Source organism: Oceanimonas marisflavi, assembly GCF_003049725.1.
GTDB lineage: Bacteria > Pseudomonadota > Gammaproteobacteria > Enterobacterales > Aeromonadaceae > Oceanimonas > Oceanimonas marisflavi.
Window position 1 is genome coordinate 1 of sequence record NZ_QAGM01000002.1, and the last position, 25,148, is coordinate 25,148.

Annotated in this window: 22 protein-coding genes; 2 read left to right on the top strand and 20 right to left on the bottom strand. The window is 61.7% G+C overall.

All coding sequences use genetic code 11. The features are described from left to right. The coding region (locus DA373_RS01615; protein ID WP_157953669.1) for a transposase at positions 1-208 on the top strand (208 nt) is incomplete at its 5' end. A 203-nt stretch (positions 209-411) separates the two neighbouring features. On the opposite strand, the gene DA373_RS01620 is transcribed toward DA373_RS01615, so the two are convergent. The 5 genes from DA373_RS01620 to DA373_RS01640 all read right to left on the bottom strand — a co-directional run bounded on the left by DA373_RS01620 (position 412) and on the right by DA373_RS01640 (position 3,667). Beyond that, the gene (locus tag DA373_RS01620) at positions 412-792 is read right to left on the bottom strand and encodes a sirohydrochlorin chelatase (RefSeq protein WP_107850620.1); all 381 of its coding nucleotides are present in this window, start codon (positions 790-792) and stop codon (positions 412-414) included. 1 nt (position 793) lies between these two features. Further along, complete coding sequence (locus DA373_RS01625; RefSeq protein WP_107850621.1) at positions 794-1,213, bottom strand: hypothetical protein; 420 nt, start codon at positions 1,211-1,213, stop codon at positions 794-796. A gap of 121 nt (positions 1,214-1,334) precedes the next feature. Continuing rightward, positions 1,335-1,607 carry a nucleoid-associated protein HU-alpha gene (gene hupA, locus DA373_RS01630; RefSeq protein ID WP_014293303.1) on the bottom strand — a complete coding sequence of 91 codons (273 nt, stop codon included), beginning with the start codon at positions 1,605-1,607 and terminating at the stop codon, positions 1,335-1,337. 229 nt (positions 1,608-1,836) lie between these two features. Further along, positions 1,837-2,700, bottom strand: a complete 864-nt coding sequence (locus DA373_RS01635; protein WP_107850622.1) for an NAD(P)-dependent oxidoreductase — start codon at positions 2,698-2,700, stop codon at positions 1,837-1,839. A gap of 76 nt (positions 2,701-2,776) precedes the next feature. Then, positions 2,777-3,667 (bottom strand): LysR family transcriptional regulator, encoded by an 891-nt coding sequence (locus DA373_RS01640; RefSeq protein WP_107850623.1) that lies wholly within the window; start codon positions 3,665-3,667, stop codon positions 2,777-2,779. 117 nt (positions 3,668-3,784) lie between these two features. On the opposite strand from DA373_RS01640, the gene DA373_RS01645 reads away from it, so the two are divergent. Further along, on the top strand, positions 3,785-4,999 hold the full coding sequence (locus DA373_RS01645; protein WP_107850624.1) for an MFS transporter: 1,215 nt from the start codon (positions 3,785-3,787) through the stop codon (positions 4,997-4,999). Positions 5,000-5,043: 44 nt separating this feature from the next. Here the strand turns inward: DA373_RS01645 and DA373_RS01650 are convergent, their stop codons facing one another. The 15 genes from DA373_RS01650 to DA373_RS01720 form a co-directional block, all read right to left on the bottom strand. Beyond that, positions 5,044-5,844: a DUF1338 domain-containing protein gene (locus DA373_RS01650; RefSeq protein ID WP_107850625.1), complete on the bottom strand. Its 801-nt coding sequence runs from the start codon at positions 5,842-5,844 to the stop codon at positions 5,044-5,046. A 17-nt stretch (positions 5,845-5,861) separates the two neighbouring features. Beyond that, the gene (astD, locus tag DA373_RS01655; protein ID WP_107850626.1) at positions 5,862-7,331 is read right to left on the bottom strand and encodes a succinylglutamate-semialdehyde dehydrogenase; all 1,470 of its coding nucleotides are present in this window, start codon (positions 7,329-7,331) and stop codon (positions 5,862-5,864) included. Beyond that, positions 7,324-8,349 (bottom strand): arginine N-succinyltransferase, encoded by a 1,026-nt coding sequence (astA, locus tag DA373_RS01660; protein WP_107850627.1) that lies wholly within the window; start codon positions 8,347-8,349, stop codon positions 7,324-7,326. The genes astD and astA overlap by 8 nt, the downstream gene beginning before the upstream one ends. A 63-nt stretch (positions 8,350-8,412) precedes the next feature. Further along, entirely contained in the window at positions 8,413-9,627 is a 1,215-nt protein-coding gene (locus tag DA373_RS01665) for an aspartate aminotransferase family protein (protein ID WP_107850628.1), read from the bottom strand. Positions 9,628-10,091: 464 nt separating this feature from the next. After that, complete coding sequence (locus DA373_RS01670; RefSeq protein WP_107850629.1) at positions 10,092-10,673, bottom strand: anthranilate synthase component II; 582 nt, start codon at positions 10,671-10,673, stop codon at positions 10,092-10,094. Between the two features lie 131 nt (positions 10,674-10,804). Then, positions 10,805-13,885: a cellulose synthase subunit BcsC-related outer membrane protein gene (locus DA373_RS01675; protein ID WP_107850630.1), complete on the bottom strand. Its 3,081-nt coding sequence runs from the start codon at positions 13,883-13,885 to the stop codon at positions 10,805-10,807. Next, positions 13,876-14,973, bottom strand: a complete 1,098-nt coding sequence (bcsZ, locus tag DA373_RS01680) for a cellulose synthase complex periplasmic endoglucanase BcsZ (RefSeq protein ID WP_107850631.1) — start codon at positions 14,971-14,973, stop codon at positions 13,876-13,878. The genes DA373_RS01675 and bcsZ overlap by 10 nt, the downstream gene beginning before the upstream one ends. A 3-nt stretch (positions 14,974-14,976) precedes the next feature. After that, complete coding sequence (bcsB, locus tag DA373_RS01685) at positions 14,977-17,238, bottom strand: cellulose biosynthesis cyclic di-GMP-binding regulatory protein BcsB (protein ID WP_107850632.1); 2,262 nt, start codon at positions 17,236-17,238, stop codon at positions 14,977-14,979. After that, entirely contained in the window at positions 17,235-19,829 is a 2,595-nt protein-coding gene (gene bcsA, locus DA373_RS01690) for a UDP-forming cellulose synthase catalytic subunit (RefSeq protein ID WP_107850633.1), read from the bottom strand. Before bcsA ends, bcsB begins: the two co-directional genes overlap by 4 nt. Beyond that, positions 19,823-20,542: a cellulose biosynthesis protein BcsQ gene (bcsQ, locus tag DA373_RS01695; RefSeq protein WP_107850634.1), complete on the bottom strand. Its 720-nt coding sequence runs from the start codon at positions 20,540-20,542 to the stop codon at positions 19,823-19,825. Before bcsQ ends, bcsA begins: the two co-directional genes overlap by 7 nt. After that, positions 20,539-20,739 carry a cellulose biosynthesis protein BcsR gene (gene bcsR, locus DA373_RS01700; RefSeq protein WP_157953670.1) on the bottom strand — a complete coding sequence of 67 codons (201 nt, stop codon included), beginning with the start codon at positions 20,737-20,739 and terminating at the stop codon, positions 20,539-20,541. Before bcsR ends, bcsQ begins: the two co-directional genes overlap by 4 nt. Beyond that, positions 20,715-22,340 carry a cellulose biosynthesis protein BcsG gene (bcsG, locus tag DA373_RS01705; RefSeq protein WP_107850636.1) on the bottom strand — a complete coding sequence of 542 codons (1,626 nt, stop codon included), beginning with the start codon at positions 22,338-22,340 and terminating at the stop codon, positions 20,715-20,717. Before bcsG ends, bcsR begins: the two co-directional genes overlap by 25 nt. Beyond that, positions 22,327-22,533: a cellulose biosynthesis protein BcsF gene (locus DA373_RS01710; RefSeq protein ID WP_107850637.1), complete on the bottom strand. Its 207-nt coding sequence runs from the start codon at positions 22,531-22,533 to the stop codon at positions 22,327-22,329. Before DA373_RS01710 ends, bcsG begins: the two co-directional genes overlap by 14 nt. Further along, the gene (locus DA373_RS01715) at positions 22,534-24,036 is read right to left on the bottom strand and encodes a BcsE family c-di-GMP-binding protein (RefSeq protein ID WP_107850638.1); all 1,503 of its coding nucleotides are present in this window, start codon (positions 24,034-24,036) and stop codon (positions 22,534-22,536) included. It abuts the gene before it with no gap. A gap of 225 nt (positions 24,037-24,261) precedes the next feature. Beyond that, positions 24,262-24,978 carry a UTRA domain-containing protein gene (locus tag DA373_RS01720; protein WP_107850639.1) on the bottom strand — a complete coding sequence of 239 codons (717 nt, stop codon included), beginning with the start codon at positions 24,976-24,978 and terminating at the stop codon, positions 24,262-24,264. Between the last annotated feature and the right edge of the window lie 170 nt (positions 24,979-25,148).

The following is a 25,148-nucleotide window of genomic DNA, read 5'->3' on the forward strand; positions in this document are numbered from 1 at the left end:
CAGTGGAGCCAATCCGGTGATCCCACCAAGGAAGAACCGGATCAGCCCTCGGGATTACGATAAGGCACTGTATAAAGAGCGTAATTTGGTTGAACGCGCTTTCCAGAAGTTCAAGCATTACCGTCGTATCGCGACACGATATGAACGTGTCGCGAAACACTACACTGCCATGCTCCACCTCGTATCAACAGTGATATGGTTGGCATGATTGAGAACGCCCCCTAAGCAAGTAATCTGTTTTCAGCCCTGTTGTAGCTGCCACTTTAGTTGGCAGGGTCTGTGCAACAGGCCTTGAAGGCACAGTGGTCTTCAGGCTTGCGCCAGCTAAAGCGGCGCCTACAGCTCAGATACACAATGAGTAAATGTTTAGTCCGATTGGCATTCAAGATCCGTATACATCGCCAACCTACCCTAGCTATTCGCCTCTTCATCACCCTGCAATTGCCCCGCCAGCCACTGGTCAAAGCCGGGGATGGCGCCCAGATGCGGCAGCTGAGTGAATTTGACTCCCGGATACTGGGCCTTTTTCTCTTCCAGCACTGAGGGCAGGTCTTTCACCACATGCTTGCCTTCCGCCAGAAAATAGGGAAACAGAGTGATGTCCCGGGCGCCGGCGGCTACCTGGGCGTCAATGATCTGGGTCAGGGACGGCTCCGCCAGCTCCCAGAAGCCGTAGCCCGTCAAATCAAAGCCGCCATTCATGGCGGCTGTCATGCGCTGGGCGAACCCGGCTATTTCCTCGTTGGCAGCCGCCCGCCGGCTGCCATGGGCGACCAGAATAAAGCCTTTCATTTTACTCCTTGTTGATACACACGTCCGGCGGCTGGGCCGCCAGCACATCTACGCAAAAATCCCAGCAGGCAATGCGGTAATGCTGAATGTCCTCGTCCAGGTGAGAGCCTTGGGTTTCCTGATGAAACCAAGTCAGAAAACGGGATGGAGTGATCAGCTGGATCTGGCTGTCGATGTCATCGTCGTCTTCGAGCAGCTCGGGCACATCGGCCCCTTCCAGCACACGGTAACCATAGAGATGGCCAAAGCTGAGCCAGTAAACAATATGCGGTGGTGTGTCCATATCGGACGGCACCCCCATGGCCAGCTCCAGACAGCCGCTCCAGACATCCTGATGCAACTCGGTGAGCATCAGTCCTGTGGTCAGTCCGCGGGCTCCGGCCCAGGGTACGGCGACCTGACGGATTGCGTTTACTTCCATAACAGCCTCCCAGATTAGGGGCAGGACCTGCTTCAGTTATAACAACCTAATGATCGCGGGGGCAAGAAAAGTGTTAAAAAAAACCCGGCCTGGGCCGGGTTTTATATGTTCTTGATGAGTCTTAATTGACTGCGTCTTTCAGCGCCTTGCCGGCCACGAAGGCGGGCACGTTCGCCGCTGCAATCTGGATTTCCTTGCCGGTTTGCGGGTTGCGACCGGTACGGGCGGCACGATGATTGACCTTGAAGGTGCCGAAACCCACCAGTTGTACAGGATCACCTTCTTTCAGGCTTTGAGTGATACCGTTGAGTACTTCTTCCAGGGCGGCCTTGGCCTGAGCCTTGCTCAGATCGGCCTTGGCGGCGATTGCATCGACAAGCTGAGTCTTGTTCATAGGGTATCCTTTCTCACTTGGCATTAAGCGGTTGCCCACTCTATTCAAATTCGAGCCCCAAGCAAAGCCTTTGGCTCGAGGCCTTATATCAAGTGCCGTTGTTTTGTGCGGAAACTGCGGAAAACGTCACATTACCGCAAGGGAAAACTCAAGGCGGCGCCTCAAGATGTGCTCAGCATAGCCGAGCCGGCGGGCCTCTGCCAAGGGCTGAGTCCCCGTTTCATGGGGCTCAGGACTCCAGATCCCGAATCACCACGGTGGAGTCACAACGGCCCATGCCCTGTTCCAGCAAGCGTTCATAGACCTGATGCACATGCTCGGTAAGAGGCAGTCTGAGACCCTGCTGCTCGGCTTCATCCAGGCAGATGCCCAGATCCTTGTGCATCCACTGGGCGGCAAAGCCGAAGTCGAACTGATCGTCGGCCATGGTCTGGGCCCGATTCTGCAGCTGCCAGCTCTGGGCGGCTCCGCCAGCCAGCACCTCGATCAGCGTGGGAATGTCGAGCCCGGCCTTTTTGGCGATCATCAGGCCCTCGGCAATGCCCTGCACAGCGCCGATCACACAGATCTGATTGACCATCTTGCAGCGCTGACCGGCGCCAACCGGCCCCAGCCGGGTCACTTTTTTACCGTAGGCCGCCAGCACCGGCGCAGCCTCGTCCACGTCCGCCTCGCTGCCGCCGATCATCACGGTAAGGGCGCCGTTTTCCGCCCCCAGCTGGCCGCCGGACACGGGCGCGTCGATAAAACGTACATTCTGCTTGCCGGCGGCGTCTGCCAGCTCTTCCGCCAGTCTGGCCGAGGTGGTGGTGTGATCGACCAGTAAGGCTCCGGCTTTAATGCCCACCAGCACGCCCTCGTCGCCGTACACCACGGAGCGCACATCGTCGTCGTTGCCCACGCACAGCATCACCATGTCGGCGCCCTGTGCCGCCTCGGCCGGGGTGGCGCCGCTGGTGCCGCCAAAACGGGCTACCCAGTCCGCCGCCTTTGCTGAATTACGGTTATACACGCACACCTGATGCCCGGCCTGCTGCAGATGTCCGGCCATGGGAAAGCCCATCACGCCCAGTCCGATAAATGCCAGTTTCATGGTTTGGCTCCTTGGTTATAGTGATCGGCAGGGATGATCCCATGCTCGCCCTCAAGGAACAAGACAACCTGCCCGTTCAGCCGAACTGGTGCAGCAGCCGGGTCATGTCGTGCCCGGTGCGGGCAAACTGCGGGCTTTCCCGAATGATCTGCGCCAGCCGGCTGGTCGCCTCGTTGGCTTCATCGGCCACAAACAGGGTGGTGTCTGTTCTGGGCAAGGCAGGCAGCCCCTCTTCCACCATCACCAGGCCTTCTTCCAGGGTGCTGCGGGGAATAATGCCAACGCCAATCCCGGCCCGCACCGCCGCCAGCACGCCCGCCCGGCTCTGGCTGGTAAAGGCAATCCGGTAAGCGGTTTCCGATTGTTCCAGCGCCTGCAGGGCGGCATCCCTGTGATAACAGCCTTCCACAAACACCGCCAGGGGCAGAGGATCACGCAAGTGAGTCTGGTGCATGGGCGAGCGCACCCAGACAAGCTCATCACGCCCAAGGCGCTGCCCGCCGTTCGAGTTCAGCGGCATTTCCACCAGAGCCAGATCCAGCCTGCCCTGCTGCACCTGAGCTACCAGCTGCCGGGGGCGATGATCGCACTGCACCTCCAGCCGCACCTCGGGGTAATTGAGCACAAAGGTTTCCAGAAGAGAGGGCAGACTGCGGGTGGCATATTGATCATGGGTGCCGAAACGCACCTTGCCGCCAATCTCTGCATTCATAAAAGCGCCGAGGATCCGATCATGCTGATTCAGCAACAACTGGGCATGAGAACGAAGCAGCTCTCCCGCCGGTGTTAACCGAACCCCGTACTGGCCCCGCTCCAGCAACTCGGTCGAGACCAGATCTTCCAGCCGGCTCAGCTGCATGCTGATGGTCGACGGCGCCCGGTGCAGCCGGCCGGCGGCCACCGTCAGATTCAGGGTTTCCGCGACCACCACAAAGGTCCGCAGCAGGGTAATGGGCAAGTCTCGCATAAGCAGATTTCAAACTTGTTGAACGCAGATATGAATATTCATCGATTTACCGAAGGCCGGCAAGGTTTCAGGATAAAGAAGAGCGATTTTTAATCACAGGTTCAGGGAGCATCAAGGATGAAAATGGCCGTTATCTTCGGAATGAACCAGATAGTCAGCCATGGCTTTGGCATGTTTTTGTTTGCGGCCCTGGTACCGCTGATGCGTGAAAGCATTGCTCTCGGTCACTGGCATCTGGCCGCCATCGGCGCCCTCACCCAGCTGGCTTATCTTACCGGCGCCATGTTGCTCGGCTTGCTTGGTCATCGTCTGAATACGGCGAGGCTGGCGCTGGCAACGGGAGGACTCACCACCGCCCTGCTGTTTACCATGGCGCAGCTTGAAAACCCGCTGTTCATTATGCTGACATTGACCTGCCTGGCCGCCAGCGCAGCCATCAGCTGGGGAGCGCTGGTGGAGATCATCAGCCGTCATGCCCGGCCCGAGCAGCGCTCCACCTGCCTTTCCACCGTGTCCAGCGGCACCGCCTGGGGGTATGGGCTGAACGGCCTGCTGATCCTGCTGGTGGTGCCTTCCCTTGGCTGGCAACTGGCCTGGCAACTGGCAGGGGCTGCCGGCCTGCTGGTGATGGCCCTGACCTGGCACCTGCTGCGGCACCTTGGCACACCGCTTGCCATGCCCGCCACGGCTCCCGAGCCGGCCCTGCCCGCTAAAAAACTGCTGTTTGCCCTTTGTCGCGAACGCACCGCCTTTCTGGCCTGCCTGATCTGCTTCCTGGCCGGTTTCTCCACCATGCCCTTCTCCAGCTGGCTGAACGTCTATCTGGATCAACGGGGCCTTCCCGCCAGCCTGGGCGGCTACACCTGGACCATGGTGGGCATCACCGGCATGGTGGCCGGCCTGCTTACCGGCAGGCTTGCCGACCGCAGAGGCCACGGCGTGGCGCTGCTGGTGATCTTCTGTGGCTTTGCCCTCGGCCTGCTGGCCTTTGTGTATGATCCGGCCCGTTTTGCTCTGGTGGCCGGCTTTGGTTACGGTCTGATGTATTTTCCCATGTGGGGCATAGTGGCGGGCTGGGTAGGCAAACAGTATTGCGCCACCACAACCATGCAGATCAGCGGCTTTTGCATGGTGACCTTTGGCCTGGGCGGCACTCTGGGCAACCTGCTGGCGGGCTACCTGCGCACCAGCACCGGCTCACTGGATGCGATCTTTGTTACACTGGCCGGGGCTTCGGTACTGCTGGCCATGCTGGGAGGCTGGATACTGGGCAGCAGCCCTGCTGCCCCGGCACAACCCGGCACTTCCGTGCCGGAAACGCTTGCTCCCTGATGAAGAAAGCCCTGCTCCCGGGCCCGGGAGCAGGGGGCCGGCTATTAGCGGCCGGCGTCGGTACTTTCAAAGATCTTGTCTGCCGAAGCCGCCACAAAGCCGGTGTAGAGACTGCCGTCGGGTTTGGGATAACGCAGGGCAAACTCGTAGAAGCAGCTGGGCAGCTCGGCTTCGCCATCGGTAAAACGCACCAGGGCGGTGTCGGCCAGGGTGGACGACTGCTCCAGCAGCACATCGGGGGAACCCTTGATTTCGCCGCCGGTGTCGTTAAGCCGGAACCCCGCCTGCTTGAGGGCGCTGTTCACCGCCTCCAGCGTGTCGAATCCTTCGAGGTGATTCACGCTCACCGTGAAGTGATTGGCCCGGTAGCCGTAGGCCGCCAGCCAGGCGGCGTATTCGCTTTCCACCAGCAGGGTTTTATAGTCGGCATGAGACAGGGTCCAGGGCGCCCCGGAATAGAGAAAATCCTTGTGCCCGGGCAGCTGCTCATTCACCTGATCGACAAGGCCGGCCACAATGCGCTGCAGTTCAGAAGAGCACTGCTCCAGCAGCAGCTCGCTGATAAACACCTTGGGCGCCGTTGGATCCGCATGCTCGTAGTGACGGGCATAGAGCTTCTTGGCCTCGAAGTGATATTCCCCCTTCTGCTCATAGCCCAAGGCCAGAAAGTGGGCCGCCAGCTTGTCGAGCCCGAGTTTGGGATGATTGAAGGTACGAAAGGCCACATGATCATTGACGATGGCCTTGCCCCCTCCCAGCAAATCGTGAATTTTCAGGGCACTGGGGGTCACGGTCAGGTAATGCTGCCACAGGGCGTCAAACAACTCGTCTGCAGAACGATGCATGGCGTTGCTCTCCTTGATTAAAAACTCAGCCCGGGAGACAGGGTCTCAGGCAGGTCCAGGCTGTCGCCTTCCACCGAGGCCACCGGATAGGCGCAGTAGTCGGCGGCATAGTAGGCGCTGGCCCTGTGGTTGCCGCTTTCCCCCACGCCGCCAAAGGGTGCGGCGCTGGAAGCGCCGGTAATGGGGCGGTTGCGGTTGACGATGCCGGCGCGAATATGGCGATAGAAATAGTCCCAGTCGGCCTCGCTGTCGGACAACAGGCCCGCCGACAGCCCGTAGCGGGTGCGGTTGGCCAGGGTCAGCGCTTCGGGCAGGGAATCGAACCGGATCACCTGCAGCAAAGGACCAAAGTGCTCCTCGTCGGGCAGCTCGGCCACACCGGTCACGTCAATGATACCCGGCGACACCAGGCCGGTGCCCGGTTGCAGGTGCTTCAGCATCAGCAGCGACTCGCCACCAAAGGCCAGCAGGTTGGCCTGGGCCGCCACCATGCCCCGGGCGGCGCGCTCGGAGATCATGGCGCCCATAAAGGGCTGGGGCTCGGCATCGTAGTGCCCAACGCGAATGGCTTTGGTCACTTCCACCAGCCGCGCCAGCAGCCGGTCACCGGCTTCACCGGTGGGCACCAGCAGGCGGCGGGCGCAGGTACAGCGCTGGCCGGAGGTAATAAAGGCGGACTGCACAATGGCATGCACGGCGGCATCGACATCGGCCACGTCGGTGACCACCAGCGGGTTGTTGCCGCCCATTTCCAGCGCCAGGATCTTGCCCGGCTGGCCGGCGAACTGCTGATGCAGCAGCTTGCCGGTATTGGACGATCCGGTAAAGAACAGGCCGTCGATACCGGGGTGTGCCGCCAGCGCCTTGCCGGTGCTGACTTCACCCTGCACCAGGTTGAGCACACCGGCAGGCAGCCCGGCCTCGGCCCACAGCCGCACCATTTCCTGGGCCACCAGAGGAGTGAGCTCGGAAGGCTTGAACACCACGGTATTGCCGGCGATCAGGGCCGGTATAATATGGCCGTTGGGCAGGTGGCCGGGAAAGTTGTAGGGGCCGAACACCGCCACCACACCGTGGGGCTTGTGGCGAATAAAGGCGCGGGCACCGGGCATGGGATTTTCTACCGTGCCGGTGCGCTCAAAATAGGCCTTTTCGGAAATGGCGGCCTTGCCGATCATGGCGCCCACTTCGGTCAGCGCCTCCCACTGAGGCTTGCCGGTCTCTTTGGCGATCAACCCGGCCAGTTGCGGTTTGTGCTGCTCCAGCAGGCCACAAAAGGCCTTGACCACGGCCAGGCGCGCGTCCAGCGGACGAAAGGCCCAGTCGGCCAGAGCCTCACGGGCGGCGGACACGGCAGCGTCCACCTGGGCCGTACTGGCGGCGGCGCCCTGCCAGACCACCTCGTTTTTTGCCGGATCAAGGGACTCAAACTGTTCGCCTTCACCCATCAGCCACTGACCATTGATGTATTGCACTGCCTCAGTCATTGCGTTTCATCTCCGCTACCCTGACGGTATCTCCGTCTTCCACTTTCAGCAGACTGGCCATTTTTGGAGAGATGACCGCCTGCTGCTGTTCATTGATTGCCATGTCGCCCAACAGGGCGCGAAACTCGTCAAACCGGCCGTTACTGATCAGAAACGTCCCCGGTTGCGCCGGCTCACCGATGTGCACCCGCAGCTGGTGGCTGTTGCGCACCGTGTGGATCTCGCGCACTTCGCACTCCACCGAGGGACCGGCGTCGAAAATGTCGACATAGCCGCGCCAGCTGAAGCCTTCTTCTTCCAGCAGGCGCAGGGCCGGCCGGGTCTTTTCGTGGGTCTTGCCGATCACCGCCCGCGCCTGTTTTGACAGCAGGCTCACATAAATCGGATATTTGGGCATGAGATCGGCGATAAAGCCCTTTTGCCCGATGCCGGTGAGGTAATCCACGGTGGGAAAGTCCATGGAGAAAAAATGCTCCTGCAACCAGCTCCAGAACGGACTGTTACCGTCGTCGTCGGACACCCCGCGCATTTCCGCCAGAATGCGGCGGTCAAACAGCTCGGGAAACTCGGCCAGAAACAAAAACCGGCTCTTCGACAACAAGCGGCCATTCATGCCATGACGGGCGGGCTCGCGCAGAAACAGGGTGCACAGCTCACTGACACCTGTGTAGTCATTGGTGAGGGTGAGGGTTTCCACCACATTGTAGATGCCCAGCTTGCGCGAGCTGTGTACCTGCTTGCCCAGCAGGTAGGTATAAAAGGGGGACGACAGCCCCACCGCCGACTCCAGCGCCGTGGTGCCCAGCACCTCGCCGGTGTCGCTGTCTTCGGCGACAAAAAAATACAGACACTCGCCCTTGCCGCCGGCACGGCTGGCAAAGGAGGCGAGGGAATGGTTGATTTTATTCTGCAGCAGCTCGTCGTTGACCGGCAGTGAGGTAAAGCCGTGACCGGACTCGATGGCGATCTGCTTGAGCGTGGGTAAATCTCGCTGCTCTATGGGGCGAATCACCAGCATGCAGCACTCCTTTCAGCGTGTGGCGGGGCGCTCCGGCCCCGCCTGTTATAACGGTGGTGGCCCTCAGCCGTTGACCACCCGGGCCACGGCGCGCTCAAAGCGGGCCAGGCCTTCTTGCACTTCTTCCTGCGTGATCACCAGCGAGGGCGCAAAGCGCACCACGTTGGCACCGGCGATCAGCACCATCAGACCTTCTTCGGACGCGGCCTGCAGAAACTCCTTGGCGCGGCCCTGATACTGCTCGTTCATGACGCAGCCCAGCAGCAGGCCCTTGCCGCGAACTTCCGAGAAACACTGGTATTTGGCATTGATTTTAGCCAGTTCTTCCCGGTACCAGCCTTCCCGCTCCTTTACGCCGGCCAGTACTTCCGGCGTGTTGACGGTATCAAAGGCGGCCTCGGCCACGGCACAGGCCAGCGGGTTGCCGCCATAGGTGGAGCCGTGGGTACCCGGCTTGAGCGAGGCGGCAATGTCGGCGCGGGTGAGCATGGCGCCAATGGGGAAGCCACCGCCCAGGGCCTTGGCGCTGGTAAGAATGTCAGGGGTGACGCCCATATCCATGTAGGCATAGAGGGCGCCGGTGCGACCCACGCCGGTCTGCACTTCGTCAAACACCAGCAGCGCCTGGTGCTGATCGCACAGCTCGCGCACCGCTTTCACGAACGCCGGCTCAGGGCTGATAATACCGCCCTCGCCCTGCAGCGGCTCCATCACCACGGCGCAGGTGCGATCGGAGATCAGGGCCTTGAGGGCTTCCAGATCATTGTAGGGAACGTGCTCGACATCGGCGGGTTTGGGACCGAAACCATCGGAATAGGCGGCCTGGCCACCCACGGTCACGGTAAAGAAGGTGCGGCCGTGAAAGCCCTGGTGAAAGGCGATGATCTGGGTTTTTTCCGGGCCGTGATGCTCAATGGCGTAACGGCGGGCCAGCTTGAGCGCGGCCTCGTTGGCCTCGGCGCCGGAGTTACAGAAGTACACCCGCTCGGCAAAGGTGGCATCCACCAGTTTTTTGCCCAGACGCAGGGCCGGCTCATTGGTCCAGACGTTGCTCAGGTGCCAGAGCTTTTCACCCTGCTCCTTGAGCGCTCCCACCAGAGCCGGGTGGCAATGACCCAGACAGTTGACCGCGATGCCACCGGCAAAATCGATAAAGTCTCTGCCTTCCTGATCCCACACACGGGCACCCTGCCCCCGAACCGGAATGCTCTGGGACGGGGCGTAATTGGGTACCATCACCTGGTCAAACAGTTCGCGGGTAACAGCCATATCAGACATGCGTTGCTCCTCTGATTACCGCAGCATGCTCTGCGATAAAAGTTAAATCCATGTAAACGTGCAAGCATTATTGCAAAGCAACCACAACTTGTCTCTACATTGAGTCACAATTTTGGTTGTTTATTTTGCAACTTGAAAAATTGTAGTCATTTATCTTGCATAAGCTCGCAACCCGGTGAGTCCGGCGCCGTGGCAACGGGGCTTTCGCTGCATAAACAGGCACAAAAAATTTTTTATAAAAAATCCGGACTCCCGGCCATTATTCCCGGTGGAGCAGTAACAGGCGAGCGAGAAAGTCTGATAGGGAAAACAAGAAAAACTTATAGTTCGGGGGGAAGGCAGGGAGCTAGAAACACCGTCATACCGGTATCCTGCTGCAGGAAGATCCTGACTTTCGTCAGGATGACAGCTTGGGTAGGTTGGGATGAGCGCAGCGAATCCCAACGTTTGAGCCGGCAGCGCTCTTATAACAGGTTCAGAAAATTACCCAGCAGCCGGTGGCCGCCTTCGGTGAGAATGCTTTCCGGGTGAAACTGCACGCTGTGCACCGGCAGCGTTTTATGCTGCATGCCCATGATCTCGTCCCGGCCGCCCTGCTCAAGCTCACTCCAGGCAGTCACCTCAAAGCAGGCCGGCAGAGTGTCGGCCTTCACCACCAGAGAGTGATAACGGGTCACGGTCAAGGGGTCGGGCAGTCCGTTAAACAGGCCGGTGCCGGTATGGCGAATGGCCGAGGTCTTTCCGTGCATCACTCGCCGGGCCCGCACCACGTCGCCGCCAAAGGCCTGCGCAATGGCCTGATGCCCCAGGCACACTCCCAGAATGGGCAGTTCACCGGCAAAACGCTCAATGGCCGCCAGTGACACGCCAGCCTCGTTGGGCGTGCAGGGACCGGGGGAAATGATCAGCCCCGCCGGCGCCAGGGCGGCAATCTCGTCCAGGCCGATGTCGTCGTTGCGGCGCACCACCACCTCCTGCCCCAGTTCACCAAAATACTGCACCAGGTTCCAGGTAAAGGAGTCGTAGTTGTCGATCATCAGCAGCATATTCAAAAGGCCTTAAGGTCACAGCAAAAAACACGGGGCGCATCTTCGCATGTATCGGTTTTGCGGAAAACCTTGAGGCCGCTTTTGTACGCGTACTCTGGTACTTGGTGGACACCAGGTGGAATAACGATTCAGCGCCATTCCGCATAAGGTGTGAGCGGCGCCACCGGCATATCCAGATCTCCCAACCAGGGCCCGAAGTGGTAGCGCAGGTATACAAAGCCGTGCCCCGGGGCATAGTCCTCGCTCACCTGCCAGTTCAGACCACCGCCCAGAATCCAGTGCTCATTCAGCCGGTATTCCCCCCGGGCCGCCAGGCTGATACCGGGGCCGCCGCCCGTGTCGGCGTCACTGCTCCCGGGAGCACTTGGTCTTAATGGTTTGCCGCTGTTTTCAATGGCCTGCCATTGTTCAGGATACAACTCATTACCATCAGCGCGGGACCAGGACCAGCCGGGAGAAGCTTCCAGCACGCCGGACCAGTGCTCATCACGGCGGGCATAGCGCACCGGCAGACCCAGGGACACATAGCGCTGGGGACTGTAATAGCCGCCCTGCCCCAGGGTGTCTTCACTCAGATCCTTCTGGTACTGAAAATAAAGCAGTGAACTGCCCGCTCTCAGTTGCTCATGGGGGCGTTCAATCAGGCGGTAGTAATAACCGGCCATGGCGCTGAAACGCTGGTTGTTTTCCACCCGTTCACCATTCAGCGAATGTGCTCCCAGGCTGGCCCAGATGCCGTCTTCCTCCCCCTGGTCATGGCTCAGCCCCAGAGCCAGACCGGTGGCGGTCACGCCTCCCCAGCTCAGTCCGGTCACCGGATCCACCGCTCCGGCGTAGGATACCAGAGAGTTGCTCATGGGCCGGCGCGACAGGGTCAGGCTGTAACCAAGTTCATTCCAGTCGCCAGCGTAATTGAGCCCGCCCAGCCAGTTGCTGATCTCAAAGCCCAGGGGAGAATGCCCAATGTCCCAGCTCCAGCGCTCTCCCTGCCAGCCCACCGCCAGCCCTGTGCCTTCGGTATCCAGCGAACCGGCATTGCAGTCCCCTGTCACCGCATTGCAGCCACCAAAACGATCGTCAGCTTCGGGGGGGCCCGCATTCAGCATGACCTGCTCGGCCTGTACCCAGGCCCGGCCGTTGACCCAGGGCCACTCTGCCCTGAGCATGCTGGTGTTCAGCCGCAGATCGTTCACCCCCGAGGGATTATTGTCGGTGCGCCATCCCACATCCTGCTGCACTTGCAGGGTGGCATTCTGGCGGCGGTAAAGATCGGCGCTTTCCCGCTTCAGGCTGCGCTGCAGCCAGTCATCCTCTGCGCTTGCCCGGCTGGCCTGGGTCAGCGCAGCGCCGTCCAGAGGGGACAGCGCCTCAGGCGCCAGCTCGCCGGACGCCGCCAGCCCCCGGGCATAAAGCGACAGAGCCCGGACTGGATCCGCTTGTTGCCGGGCCTCATCACGCCAGCGGATGATCTTCGTTTGCCGCAGACGCACTGCCAGCCGGGTGGCGAGCGTACTCATGCCCTCGGACCAGCGTTCCGGCGCAATCTGTTGCAGGCTGGCCAGGGCGGCTTCATCGTCATTGCGTGAAGCCAGAAACTGGGCATGAGCATGACGGACTTGCGGATCGTCTCCCTCCGTTTGCAGCAGCGGAGCAAATATCGTACCGGCCTCATCCGACCGTCCCTGCTGCTGCAACAAGGTGGCCAGCTCATAGGCCAGCCAGGGCTGGGGCGGTGCCAGCCGCACCGCCCGGCGCAACAGGCTAATGGCGTCACCGGTGCGCCCTTCGGCCCGGGCCTGCTCAATCTGTGGTGTCAGCTGTTCCAGCCGCAGCCGGCTTTCCAGCTCCGCATAGTCCCGCCGCACCCTGGACGGCAGTGCGGTCAGCACCGCCAGAGCCCGCGCCGGCGACGTGCGGCGATAAAAGTCCACCAGGGCGTAGATAACACGAGCGTCACTCGGCGCCATCCGCCAGGCCTGCTGCAGCCGGCGTTCGGCCTTCGACTCATTATTTTCGGCCAGGGCCGTCTCGGCCAGGCCCAGCAGCGGCGGCACATCACTGGGGCGAAGCCGGTGGGCCTGCTGAAAGGCCTGTTCGCCACGGCGGTAATCCTGCTTTGCCAGAGCCTGTTCACCCCGCTCCACCCACACCAGGCTACGGGCGTATTGCTGCAGATCCTGCCATTTGGAAATCAGTCTGCCGTCCTGCTCCAGCTCCACCGCCCGGGTCAGCGCCGCCTGAGCCGGCCCATACCGCTTCAGATGAAGCAGGGCCAGCCCCTCTGCACCATGAAAGCCGGCATGCTGCGGATATGCCTTCACCGCCCGGCGCAGCAACGGCAGGGCCTGACCATAGCGCCCTCGCTCTGCCAGTGCCATACCCTGCCGCCCGGCGCGCCAGACGGGATCCTTGAGCAAGGCGCGCTGTTGTTGCCATTGACGCCGCCCCCCGCTTTCATGGCTGCTGCCTTTATAACGGGTCAGGAAACGCTGCCAGAGCCGGGCGCTGCGTTCGGATACCGGCAGATCAATCAGGTAATTGTATTCCAGCTCGGCGGCCCGGTTGGCCACCGCCGGATTGCCGGCCAGTTCTCCCAGCAGCGCCAGTGCCCGCTCCGGCTGCTCCCCGGCCAGCCACAGCCGGGCCAGAGTCAGGCGCAGTTCGGGGTTACCGGGAAAACGCCGGTTCAGCAGCTCAAGGCGGGAAATGGCCCGGGCGCGCGCTCCGTCTACCTGAGCCAGGGTACGCCAGTGCTCCAGCCCCAGTTGCAGCCCGGGTGGGCGGTCTCCCCACAGTTGCCGGTACAGCGCCATGGCTGCGTCCGGCTGACCACTGGCGGCCAGCAGTTGTGCGCGCTGGCGCAGGGCCAGGCCGTCTTCGTTATAGGCGGCCAGCAGGGCGCGCGCCTGGCTCAGAGTGCTGGAAGAAACGCCCGCCGCCATCAGACGCTGCAAGCGGGCGTATGCCTGCTCTGTTTCTCCCCGGTGCAGGCTGAACTCCATGGCGGCCAGTGCCACATCTTTATCGAGCGGAGCCACCAGCTCCAGCCGGCCAAGGGCATTTTCCACCATATCATCCCGGTACAGGGCCTGCCCCAGACGCAACTGCTCCAGCAAAAAGGCCTGCTGCTCAGCAGGGGTATCGGGATCGGCCAGAACAGGGCGGCTCAGGACCAGCAGACAAAAAGCAGACAAGACCTTTATTCGCATACTGTCTCCCAGGCCGGGTGCAGCCGGCCCCGTTGGTCAAAGCGATAGCGTTGCTGATGCCAGCCCAGGCCAAACAATAGCAGGGAGCGGCCATAATAGACGTTGGCACCGGGTGGCTCGTCACGCAGTCGTTGCAGCTGGCGCTCAAGCTCGGCTTGATATTCCGGCCAGGCCGCCAGCATAGGTAGCAGGGCGGCGGAGAACCCCGCCGGACCGGTGCCTTCGGCACCGCCGGTAACGGCATTCACCCGTTCCGGCGGAACACCGCGTTGCCGGGTTTGCGCCAGCATGGGCCGGAAGTGCTCCAGCAGTGCATCACGCCCCGGCGTGCCTGGCGCTGCCAGCCCCAGCCATAAATAAACGCGAATGGCGTCGTAACTGCCGGTTTCCGTGGCCTTCAGATCAGGGCCCTCCCCCGTTCGCCACCACATCCAGTCAGGAGCCACCCCCCTGGGCGCCGACGCCAGCAGCAGGCGGTGGCTGACTTCGCCCAGGTCTTGCCATATCTGTGCCTCTTCGGCAAACCGGGCCAGCAGGGGAAGCGGCAGATAGGAAGGATTCAGCTTCCAGCCTGCTGGCTTCTCAAACCCCTGCTTGCCCGGCAACAGGGTCAGGCCCAACCCCGGCAACACACGCAGGCTTTCCGCCGCCGAGCGCCACAGCAACTCCCGCCCCAGACGAGTGTAATCGGGCCGTTGCCACAAGCGCCCCGCTTCCAGCAGGCTGTAGGCGATCCACAAATCCGAGTCGGCGGCGTTGTTGCCGTCCAGTACTTGCCAGTGACCGCTGCCGCTTTTGCCCCACCGCCAGGCCGGCAGACGAGCGCTCAGATCCCCACCGGCCAGGTTGTTTTGCGTCCAGCGCAACAAGCGCTCAAAGGCGAGCCTGTCGTTGGCCACCAACGCAAAAAACAGGGCATAGCTCTGCCCTTCCGAGGTGGTGATGGCCCGGGGCGAGGCGTGATCAATAATGCGACCGTCGTCGCTCATCATGGCCGCCTTGTATTGCTGCCACAGTGGCCAGTCACAGGCCCCCGGGGCGCTCAGGGGCCATATCAGCCATAACCATGCCAGCACCACCAGCCTCATGGTCTAGTCCACACCGTGAACATCACGCCGGTGGGCCAGCCAGCGCAGACTGCGCCACAACAGCACCGCCAGCAACAGGGTGCTCAGCACCGCCAGCACCGCCAGCAACACCGGCTGGGGCGCCAGCAGATACCAGAGTTTCACCCACCAGGGCAGGTGGCCAATGTAATACTGCTCCCCCACCAGCTGGCTGTTAACACCGCTTTCACGCAGCAGCGCCACCGAGCCGGATATGTCGTTCAGCCTTCCCTCGTCCTGCAGGGTCTGGCGCAGCAGGGCATAGTCCTGCTCCTGGTTACCCAGCAAGGCCACCAGACTGCGCCCGGGCGTATAGGGCGATTCCATGCCAACCACCGCCGCCAGCGGGCCTTTGGCCGACACCGTCACCCGGGCCCCGGCATCAAAGCTGGTGTGCTCCAGCCGGGCCGGTGCCCGGGTCTGCACCGGCGAGGCATTGGCCGCCTGCAGCAGCCAGTCGGCCGGCTGCTGCAGGCCGGCACCCGGCTCCTGCTCAAGGTGGTCGGGCAGCCGGCCAAACACCAGCAGATCGGCATCAGACCCGCTCAATACATCGGGATCCTGAGTAATTTGCAGCGCCATGGCCGGATAGCCGGTTTGTGCCGCAATGTGCGCCAGAGTGTCCAGCATCAATCCGGTCTGCATGGGGGTAGGCGCCGCCGGCATCAGCACCAGGGTATCGGACAAATCCGCCATCCGGCTGAACGGAAAGCCGCTGCGCACAAAGGCCGCCAGATCAGGCATGGCCATAAAGTGGTGATAACCGGAGAAGTCGATCATCGAGTTTTCGTCGATCACTGCCCGGCTGTCTACCACCAGGGTGGTCTGGCAACGGTCGGGCTGAGCGCTGCCAAACGTGGTCGCAAAGCTGAAGTCGTAGCGAATGGTATTGCTGGCGCCAATTTTGAGCGAGGGCACCATCAGCTGATCACGGGCATTGGCGGTTTCATTGGAGGTCACCGCCAGCCGCAGCTTTTCCAGCTGGCTGTCCCGCTCGCCGGTTAACGGCAAACTGCCGATAAACTCGCCGTTAATGCTGATATTAAGCCTGGAATCGTCATTGGCCGTTGGGGCCGTATAGCGATAACGGGTTTGCAGCGGTATGCCTTTGTTCTGCCACACAAACAAGTCCGGCGGCAGTCGTACCCTCAACTCGATGGGATCGGGTATCAGCCCGCTGGCCTGCAACTGTCCCGGGTATTCCACCAGTTCGGCAAAGCGCACCGGTCTGTCGGTAGGGGTCCAGTTGGGGGCATCATAGGGTTTGCGCGGAGCCAGCGGCTGCGCCTCTTCAATCACCGCCCGCTCTCCCCGCAACAGCTTGCCACCCAGTGCCAGGGCGCGCACCGCCCGGGCCAGCTCGTTATCCCCCTTCCCCTGCACCAGCAGTATTTTGGAATAAGGACTGTCCGGGTGATCCATCAGCCGCACCTCGGCGCTTTCCACCGGCGGATACTGCTTTTCATCGGCCATAAAGGCGGGCCGGTTGTCATTGGCGGCCAGTACCAGAATACGGGCCGGTGGCTCATCGCCGGAAACCGGCGGCAGTTGATCGTAGCTCACCGCAAAACCGGTCCCTCGCCAGCCCGCCAGGCTGCCAAAATAGGACGCCAGCACACCGGCCGACTGCAGCTCGGGCACCCCGGGATCACCGGGCAGCACCATATTCAGATGCAGCCGCTCATTATCGCTGGTATCAAAAAACGGCCGCGGAAAATGAGACAGATCATTGGTCAGCGCCAGCGCCTGCTCGGTCAGCGCTATCCGGCTGTTTTTGGCCAGGTTCAGCCACAGGGCGCTGTGGGCCGGATCCTCACAAATGTCGGTGTAATGCCCGACAAATTCGATGCGTACCTGATTGAAGTCGGTGACCAGACGCGGGTCCAGGCGCACACGCTTTTCAACCTGCCGGCCCGGCTCGCCCTTGGTGATCACCAGGGTATCCATCAGCACCTCGTTCAGGTACACCCGCAAGTGCGACAGCTCCGGCAACAAGGCCGGAGACGGCGTATAGGCCAGCACCAGCTCGCCGTTTTCGGCAATACGGTCCCGGCGCAGGGCAAAGCTGACCACCTGGGTGTTTTTCACCCCCCGCAACATCAGATCCCTGTTCTGGGTCAGCTGGCCAAAACTGCGCTGCACCTGCCAGGACGGTGGCTTGACCTCATCCATGTCCGCCTGAGCCCAGGCGGTAGTCGTCAGCAGCAGGATGAGGCTGGTGACAAACCAGCTTGGCAATCGGCTCATAAGGCAGTCCATTCTTGGTTATTGGATACACCGGCTTTGGGCCAGCGCGGTAAAAAAGAACCCAGCCAGCGCAACAGGGCCAGCAGAGGAGCACACAACAGGCGCAATTCGGCGGGCAAAAACCGCCACAAACAGGCATAGCCCCGGGCACCGGTGGCAAAGACATCCAGCAGGCTTTGCAGCGGGCGCTCCCGCCCCCGGGACTCCAGCCACCCCAGCCAGGCATCGGCACGGGCAAACGTGCATTGCACAAAATCAATACGCTGCTCGCGGCTGAGACTGGCCAGAATGATGCCTGCCACCCCATTGCGCTCCCGGCTGATCACCCCCGGAAAGGCAAACGCCCGTTCGCCCCGGTACAATACCAGCTCCACCTCCGTGCCCGGTACCAGATTGCCGGCCCCGGAAGCGCGAATGGCGGCACCGCCATCGGAGTAATCCAGCAGGGTGCCCGCATACAAATGCCCGCCCGGCAGGCGCAACGCCGCCGGCAGGCTGATCTTTACCCGCGGGCTCTGACGCACCTGCCGTGCCTCGGCGGCAATGGCCACGGCGGCGCCGATGATCAGCAGGTTATAGAGCACCCACAGACAGGTCACCACCACAGTGCCCTGCTCCATGGCCGGTCCATAAAAAAAGCGCCATACGCCAAATCCCAGCCCGGCCAGGTTCAGCAGGGCCAGCACCAGATAGGGCCGGGCAATGCGCCAGTCAAACTGGGCCTCGGCCATCAGCCCGCCCTTGGCGGTCACGTTGAATTTGCCCTTGGAAGGTGCCAGCAGCGCCACCGTGGTAGGCCGGGCGATATACCAGGCCAGCACGGTTTCATACACCTCACCCCAGAAGGTTTTACGATAACGCCCCTGCATCCGTGCCGCGGTCAGACTGGAGTGCATCATGTGCGGCAGCACATAAAGCATCAGCAAGGCCGCCGGCGCATAAATGATGTAGGAATGCAGCAGCAAAAAGGCCAGTGGCGCCAGCAAAAACACCAACCGGGGCAGCCCGGCCAGAAAATGCAGCATGGCATTGGCATAGCACAGCCGCTGAAACAGGCTCAGCCCCTTGCCCAGCAGGGGATTGTCGATACGAAAGATCTGCGCCATGCCCCGGGCCCAGCGAATGCGCTGGCCCACATGCGCCGACAGGCTCTCGGTAGCCAGCCCTGCCGCCTGGGGAATGCGCATATAGGCCGAGTTCCAGCCCAGCCGGTGCAAACGCAAGGCGGTGTGAGCATCTTCAGTCACCGTGTCCACGGCAATGCCGCCAATCTCTTCCAGGGCGCTGCGCCGCAACAGGGCACAGGAGCCGCAGAAAAAGGTGGCGTTCCACATGTCGTTGCCGTCCTGCACCAGACCATAAAACAACTCGCCCTCGTTGGGGGTGCGCCGGAACAGGCCCAGATTGCGCTCTACCGGATCCGGCGAAAAGAAGTGATGGGGCGTCTGCACCAGCGCCAGCCTGGCATCCTGCAAAAAGCCGCCGGCGGTAAGCTGTAAAAAGGAACGCACCGGCACATGATCGCAGTCAAAAATGGCCACCAGCTCGCCGCTGGTTTGCTTCAGGGCATGGTTGAGATTACCGGCCTTGGCGTGCTTGTGCTCGCTGCGGGCAATGTAGCCCACGCCCGCCTCCTCGGCGAAGCGGCGAAACGCCATGCGTCCGCCATCATCCAGAATATAAATATTCAGTTTGTCGGCCGGCCAGTCGATGCCCAGAGCGGCATAAACCGTGGTGCGCACCACCGACAGTGGCTCGTTATAGGTGGGGATCATCAGATCCACGGTGGGCCATAGCGCCGTGTCTTGCGGCAATGGTACGGGGCGCCGCTTGAGCGGCCAGCAGGTTTGTACATAGCCCAGCAACAGGATCAGCCAGGAATAGGTTTCCGCCGCCAGCAAAATCAGCCCCAGGGTCAGATCCAGATTGCTGTTCCAGTTCAGGGTGGCGCTGTAACGCCACCACAGATAGCGACAGGAAATCAACACTGACAGCACTATCATCAGCAGGGTCGGAAAACGCCCGGGCAGGTGCCGCACCATCATGGCCAGCATCCACAGCAGGGCCACAAACACCAGCTGGGCGCCATAGCCAAAGGGCTGAGTCACCCCCAGCAGGGCCAGCAGCAGGGCCAGCGCCAGCATCAGCCAGATGGTCAGCTGGCGCTTGCGGCGGCCCCGGTTGCGCCACCATGCCCGGCTGTGCTGTGCTCCGGGCGCCGACACGGTACCGGCCAGGGAAACGAGCAGCCGGTTGCTCAACCACTGCTGGCTGCGCCCGGCAAGCATGCCAAGGCGTTTAACGCCGCCAAACAAGGTTGCCGTCAGGCTGGGCGAGTGTTCGGGCCAGGGCCTAACCAGCAGCAACCAGACCGCCTGGATCAGGTAACGCAGCGGATCCCCCGGGCGGGGCTGCCCCCGGACCAGGTGGGGCATGCTGTTGTTCAGTCGCGCCAGCCAATGCCGCCAGCCCGGCTGCCCCAGGCGCAACACCAGCCGGGCCAGTGCCAGCCACAACACCAGCCAGATGGCCGTGACCCGGGTAGCGCCTCGTTGGCGCAGCACATGATAAGCCCTGTTCAGGGTCAGCATGTGCGTCCCCTTCTGGCCAGACACCATACCGCCAGGCTATCTGCCGTGGTGGCATTCTGGCTTTGGGGGGCATAAGTCCCCAGGGGCAGCTTGTGTGCCAGAGCCTCGGCAGTGGACTCATCCCGGTGCAGCACCAGCGGCAACAGACGGTCGGCAAACTGTCGTCGCCATAGCAGCAGCAGATCCTGCTGCAACCGGCTGCCAGCCTCAAACCGGTTAACCAGCAGCCATGAAGCAGAGGGCGCAGCCTGCAGCAGCACCTGACAGGCGGCATCGGCATTAATGACCTGAATGCTCACATCCGGCTGCAGACTGCCGGCCCGGGCACCAGAGTCATGGGGCGAGTCAAACAGTATCCAGTCAAAACGGTCTGCCAGTCGGCTCATGCGCCGGTTCCATTCTCCGGGGTGATTACGCAGCCACAGCTCCAGTCGCTCCTGCTCCTGCCGGGTAATGCGACCATGGGGCAACAAACACAACCCGGGTTGCAGCTCCAGCGCCTGGGCACGCCAGTCGGCGCTTTCCACATAAGCACGGGCCCAGCCCTGCTGATGGCTGACCGGCTGCTCAAAATGCAACCCCAGCATATTGGCGGGGGACAGATCCACCAGCAATACCCGTTGTTCCAGCCGGTGCAGAGCATAGCCCAGAGCCGCCAGCACGGTAGTGGTACCGGTGCCGCCGCGAATGCCACTGATACTGAGCAGCCTCACAAGTCGGCCTCAAACTGCTCCGATCCCGCTTGTTCATCTGCCAGCTCGGCCAGTAACGGCCAGCGCTGCAGCGCTTGTTTGAGTGCCTGCTCGTCGGCAATATCACGGTGCACCCAGTGTCCCAGTTGCTGGCGCAACAGCCGGGTATCATCCGCCGGCCTCACCACATCGGTCATTTTGCCGGGTAAGGTAGCCAATTTCCGTTTTCCTCCAGCTTCACAAAGGTTCTGCCCTGCTGCTGCATCACCACAGTACCGGCGTTTTCCGCCACCCACTGAGTGGAGGGCAGGTTTGCCACCAGGGCGTTCAGGTCGGGGGCAGTACCGGCACCTGTCTGCTGCCGGTACAACCGGGCCACCAGCTCTGCCAGCGCCGAATAACTGCTGGTTTGCTCCAGATGCAAAGGCTCCGACCCGGCGATGTCCATGCCAAACACTTTAACACCCACCGGCACATGGGTAATGGCCGGCACCGGCAACTCACGCATGCCGGCAATTTGCATGCGATCACCGTGCAGATTGGCACCATGCTCGGGCACCAGCACCACCACTACCCGCCGGCCGCTTTGTTCCAGCCGGTCAAAAAACTGTTCAATATCAGCAAACAGTTGCTCCGCCCGTTGACGGTAGCTTGCCCGCCGGGTATCCCCATCGGGGAGTACACGGCGGTTGCCATCGTGAAGGCTGACCGTGTTGTAATACAGGACCCGGCCGCCCTCGCCCTGCTGCAGTCGTTGCTGCCACCAGCGGTTGAGTACCTCACCATCGCGCCGGACGGGAGCGCCATCAAAACCAAGCAGATAACGCGACATCTGTTGTAGATCCACCACCGGCTGTCCCAGACCGCCCTGATGCTGCACTTCGCCCAGAAAATCATCAAAGCGGCCGTTGTGGTTCAGCGCCATATCGGTACCAAAACCCAGATCGCGCAGCTTGTCCATCAGCAAACACTGCTTTTGGGCCGGCTCAAACAGGCTCTGATGGCTGCCCTGGCCGCAACCGGCACGCAACAGCCGGATGGCCGCCGGTCCGCTGTAGGAAGTGGCCGAGTTGAAGCGATCAAAGATCAGGTCCATGCGTGCAAACAAGGGATGGTGTTTCAGCCCCGCCTCGTCCAGATCATCCCAGGACAGGGAGCAGACATTGAGCAACAGCAGATCAAAGGGGGCCTCTGCCGGCGTCCCGGCGACCGAGGCACCGGCAGAAGCGGGAAAACGCGCCGTCAGGGTTTGCTGCGTCCGGTAAAAACGCTGCAATTGCTCATCAAGTGACACCGCCGGTGCCACCTGTACCGCTGGTGCAGGTGTTGCCACCAGGTTGGCGCTCGCCTCATCCTGATTAACCAGAGGCTGCAACGCCAGCCAGCCAAGCCCAGCCAGGGTAAAGGTGGTAAACCGGATCCAGAGCTGCAGATAAAGATACGCCACAACCACTATCAGCAAGCCCCCGAGCAGCTGCCAGTTAATAAAGCGCCCGGCCAGCTCCAGCAGATAGGCCCAGGTAAAATCGGCCACACCGGGCTGAGCCAGCAAACGGGAAAACGGCGGCAGCCAGCTGTCCTGATAAAGCAGTGCCAGTGCCAGCGGCAGGGCCGTCAGCAGCCGCAGCCGGGGCAGCCAGCGCCCCGGTAACGGCAGCAGCAGAAACGCCGCCAGCGCCAGATTGGGCAGCGGCTGCAAGTTCAGGTAGCCCTGCCACAGCAACAACAGCTTGACGAGAAAGTACAGGTTCCAGTGCCCTAGCCCACGCCACAGCGGCGCCGAAGCCAGCGCGGCCTTGCCGGTGTCAGTCTGGGTCATGACGGCCTCCGCCCTGCTCATGGCACTCTTCCTTTCGTATCACTCGGCGGACTCCCCTCGCCTTCAGGTAACGGCCGGGCAACAACAGCGCAATCAGAGCCATGGTTTTTCGTCCAAGGCGGGTCAGCGCCCACCAGCCGGTCAGAGCCAGCAGGGCACTCAGTAACGCCAGCTGCCATACATCCGAATACATTTAGGCTCCTCTGGTTTCGAGAAAAACAGGCCGGCTGCCGAACTGGCTGCTATTTTGCGGGCTGTCGGCGTGCAGCGATACCACGGGCGCGATGGCAGCTACCTCATGCTGTTGTTCAAAGCGCTGCCGGGGCAGTGCTTCGGTATCGGTAAACACCCGGCATTCACTGAACAGCTCCGGCCAGGGCAACCGGCAAATATTGGCCAGGGCCGCTTCCCGGGTTTCATCGGGGCAGGCAAACAGAAACAGGTAACAGCAATCATCCAGCAGGCAGGCCAGGTCTCCCTGCCGGCGCAAATGCAGCTGACTCAGGCACATGTCGGCACTCAGCCCCGTACGCAGTGGCAACGCCAGCAACTGATGTGTCGTCTCGCCACTACCGGCACGAAACACGGCATCGGCTTGGCGGAAAAAGGCGTTCGGGCTTAACAGGCCGCTGGCTGCGGGGGGCTGATAGCGCAACAAGAGTTCATCCAGATTATGCACCCGGGGCCGGTGCCAGCGCTGCCCGTGCAGGCAGCGCAGCAACGCCATAAAACTGGCATGAGACAGCCCGTCCGGAATAATCAGGTTGGCACCGCAGTGCAGCAGCAGCTCCTGCTCCGCATCCCGCAGACAGGGACGCAGCTTGCGCACCGCCAGCCTGAGTCCGGGTCCGTGCAGGCTGCGCAGCTTGTGAAGGTGCCGCGCGAGCCCGGGCACTTCATCGTTATGGCTTACCGCCACCACCAGGGTGCCTTCGGCTGCGGTGAGCGCTGCTTCCCAGAAGGCGTCGTTTTGCTCCACTACTCGCCAGTCGGCAGCCGGCGCCGGTATTCGCTCCAGCGCGGCTTTCTGGATCAGCACGCCACCGGCTTCATACACCTCGTCACTCTGCCAGGCCAGGGCAGGGAGTACCGCAAAGCGGCCGGCTTCCAGCCCCAGCTCAAACGCCGAGCCTGCCAGCAAGCCAAGACGGTTGCGCCAACTTTCAATCTGCAGAAAAATCCCGCCACCATGACGCTCCAGCCGCAACAGACCACTGAGCCGGCCGGCCAGCTCCCCGGGCAATACCCGCTCCTGCCCATGGCACAACACCAGCACCGCCACTCCGTGTCGCTCGGCCCAGTCCTGCAGCGCCAGCGCCCAGGACGAGCTATTGCTGCCCAGCACCTCAACCCGTCCGGCAGGCAGCAACAGCAGCAACAAACCGGAGCGGATACCGGCTCGCCCAAGCTCAGCTGAAAGCTGCTTCAGCTCTGCGGCTCGACGGCCGGTTTTCAGCTCAAACAGCGCCATGCGGGCCGGCCCGGTGTCGGCAGGCAGCGCCTCCAGCAACGCCTGCTGCTCATCGGCAGGCGCGACCAGAGTGGTGCGCAGCTCTGGTGGCAGACCGGCAATAAACTGTTGTGCCAGCCGCAGCATGTCATCCCGCCGGGCCAGCGACAGCCAGTGCACGCCCGCCATGGTCAGCAGACCGGCTTCCCGGGGCAAGCGGTCAATGGCAAGACTGAGTGAAAACATAATGTCTGGCTCCGTCTGTAAGGTGGGCGTTGCTCATGAAAAACCAAAAGGGAATCGATTGGAACTATAATTGGGTATTTTGGAAAACAGAACCCAGCCTTGGCCGGGGAGGTGTTATATACGTGTGAACATGCGGATACCGCCTTTGTATCAAAAGGCGGGCATATTTTATTCGCTTAGGCTCCTTACTGCACCCTGTTTAATCAGAAAATGGCGACACCATGTTCACACCCGGCTTTCCACCCGAATGCGCACGGCGTCGTGACGCCAGATTTCCCGGTCACAGTCGATAACGCGATCGTACTGATCGTAATTGATGCGGCTGACCGCCAGCACCGGGCTGCCCTGGGCCAGGTTGAGCACCCGCGCCGCCTCGCCCCGGGCCGCCGTGGGGCAGATATCAAAGCGTGAACGGCCATATTCCAGCCCGTATTGCTGCCGGTACAGATCGGTCAGCGACCGGCTCAGATCCTGCTGCTCAATGCCCGGAAACAGCTCCGGGCGCAGGAAATGCTCCACATAGAGCACGGTGCGGCCGTCGATGCGCCGGGCCCGGCAGATGCGGATCAGCCGGCTGAGCGGTGCCAGTCCCATGTCCGCCACCAGCTCGCCGGGGGCCACCACCGACTCGCAGGCCAATACCTGAGTCTCGGCGGTGCGCTGCTGGCTGTGCACCAGCTCATGAAAATGAGAACGGCTGACCGGGTTGTAGATCAATCGCGGGCGCGACACAAACCAGCCGCGCCGCTCTTCCCGGTAAATCAGCCCCTCGGCTTCCAGCATCGACAGCGCGTCCTTTACCGTGATGCGGGTGGTATCAAACAGGGTGGCCAGCTCCCGCTCGGCGGGCAGCTTGTGGCCGGGAGCCAGGGATCCGCCGGTGATCTGCCCGCGCAGGGTATCGATAATGCGGGATGTCTGGGTTTGGGGTGAAGCGGTCAATCTATTTGGCCTATTCCAGCAACGATGAAAGCGAGTATACCAGCCTGTACCGCTCAGGTTAATAACGAGATCCAGCGCAACATTTCATCACTTATGCATAAAAACACCACTTACCTGTCGTAAAACTGACTTATTTTTGTCACAAATGCGCTCTAGCATGAACCCCGAAA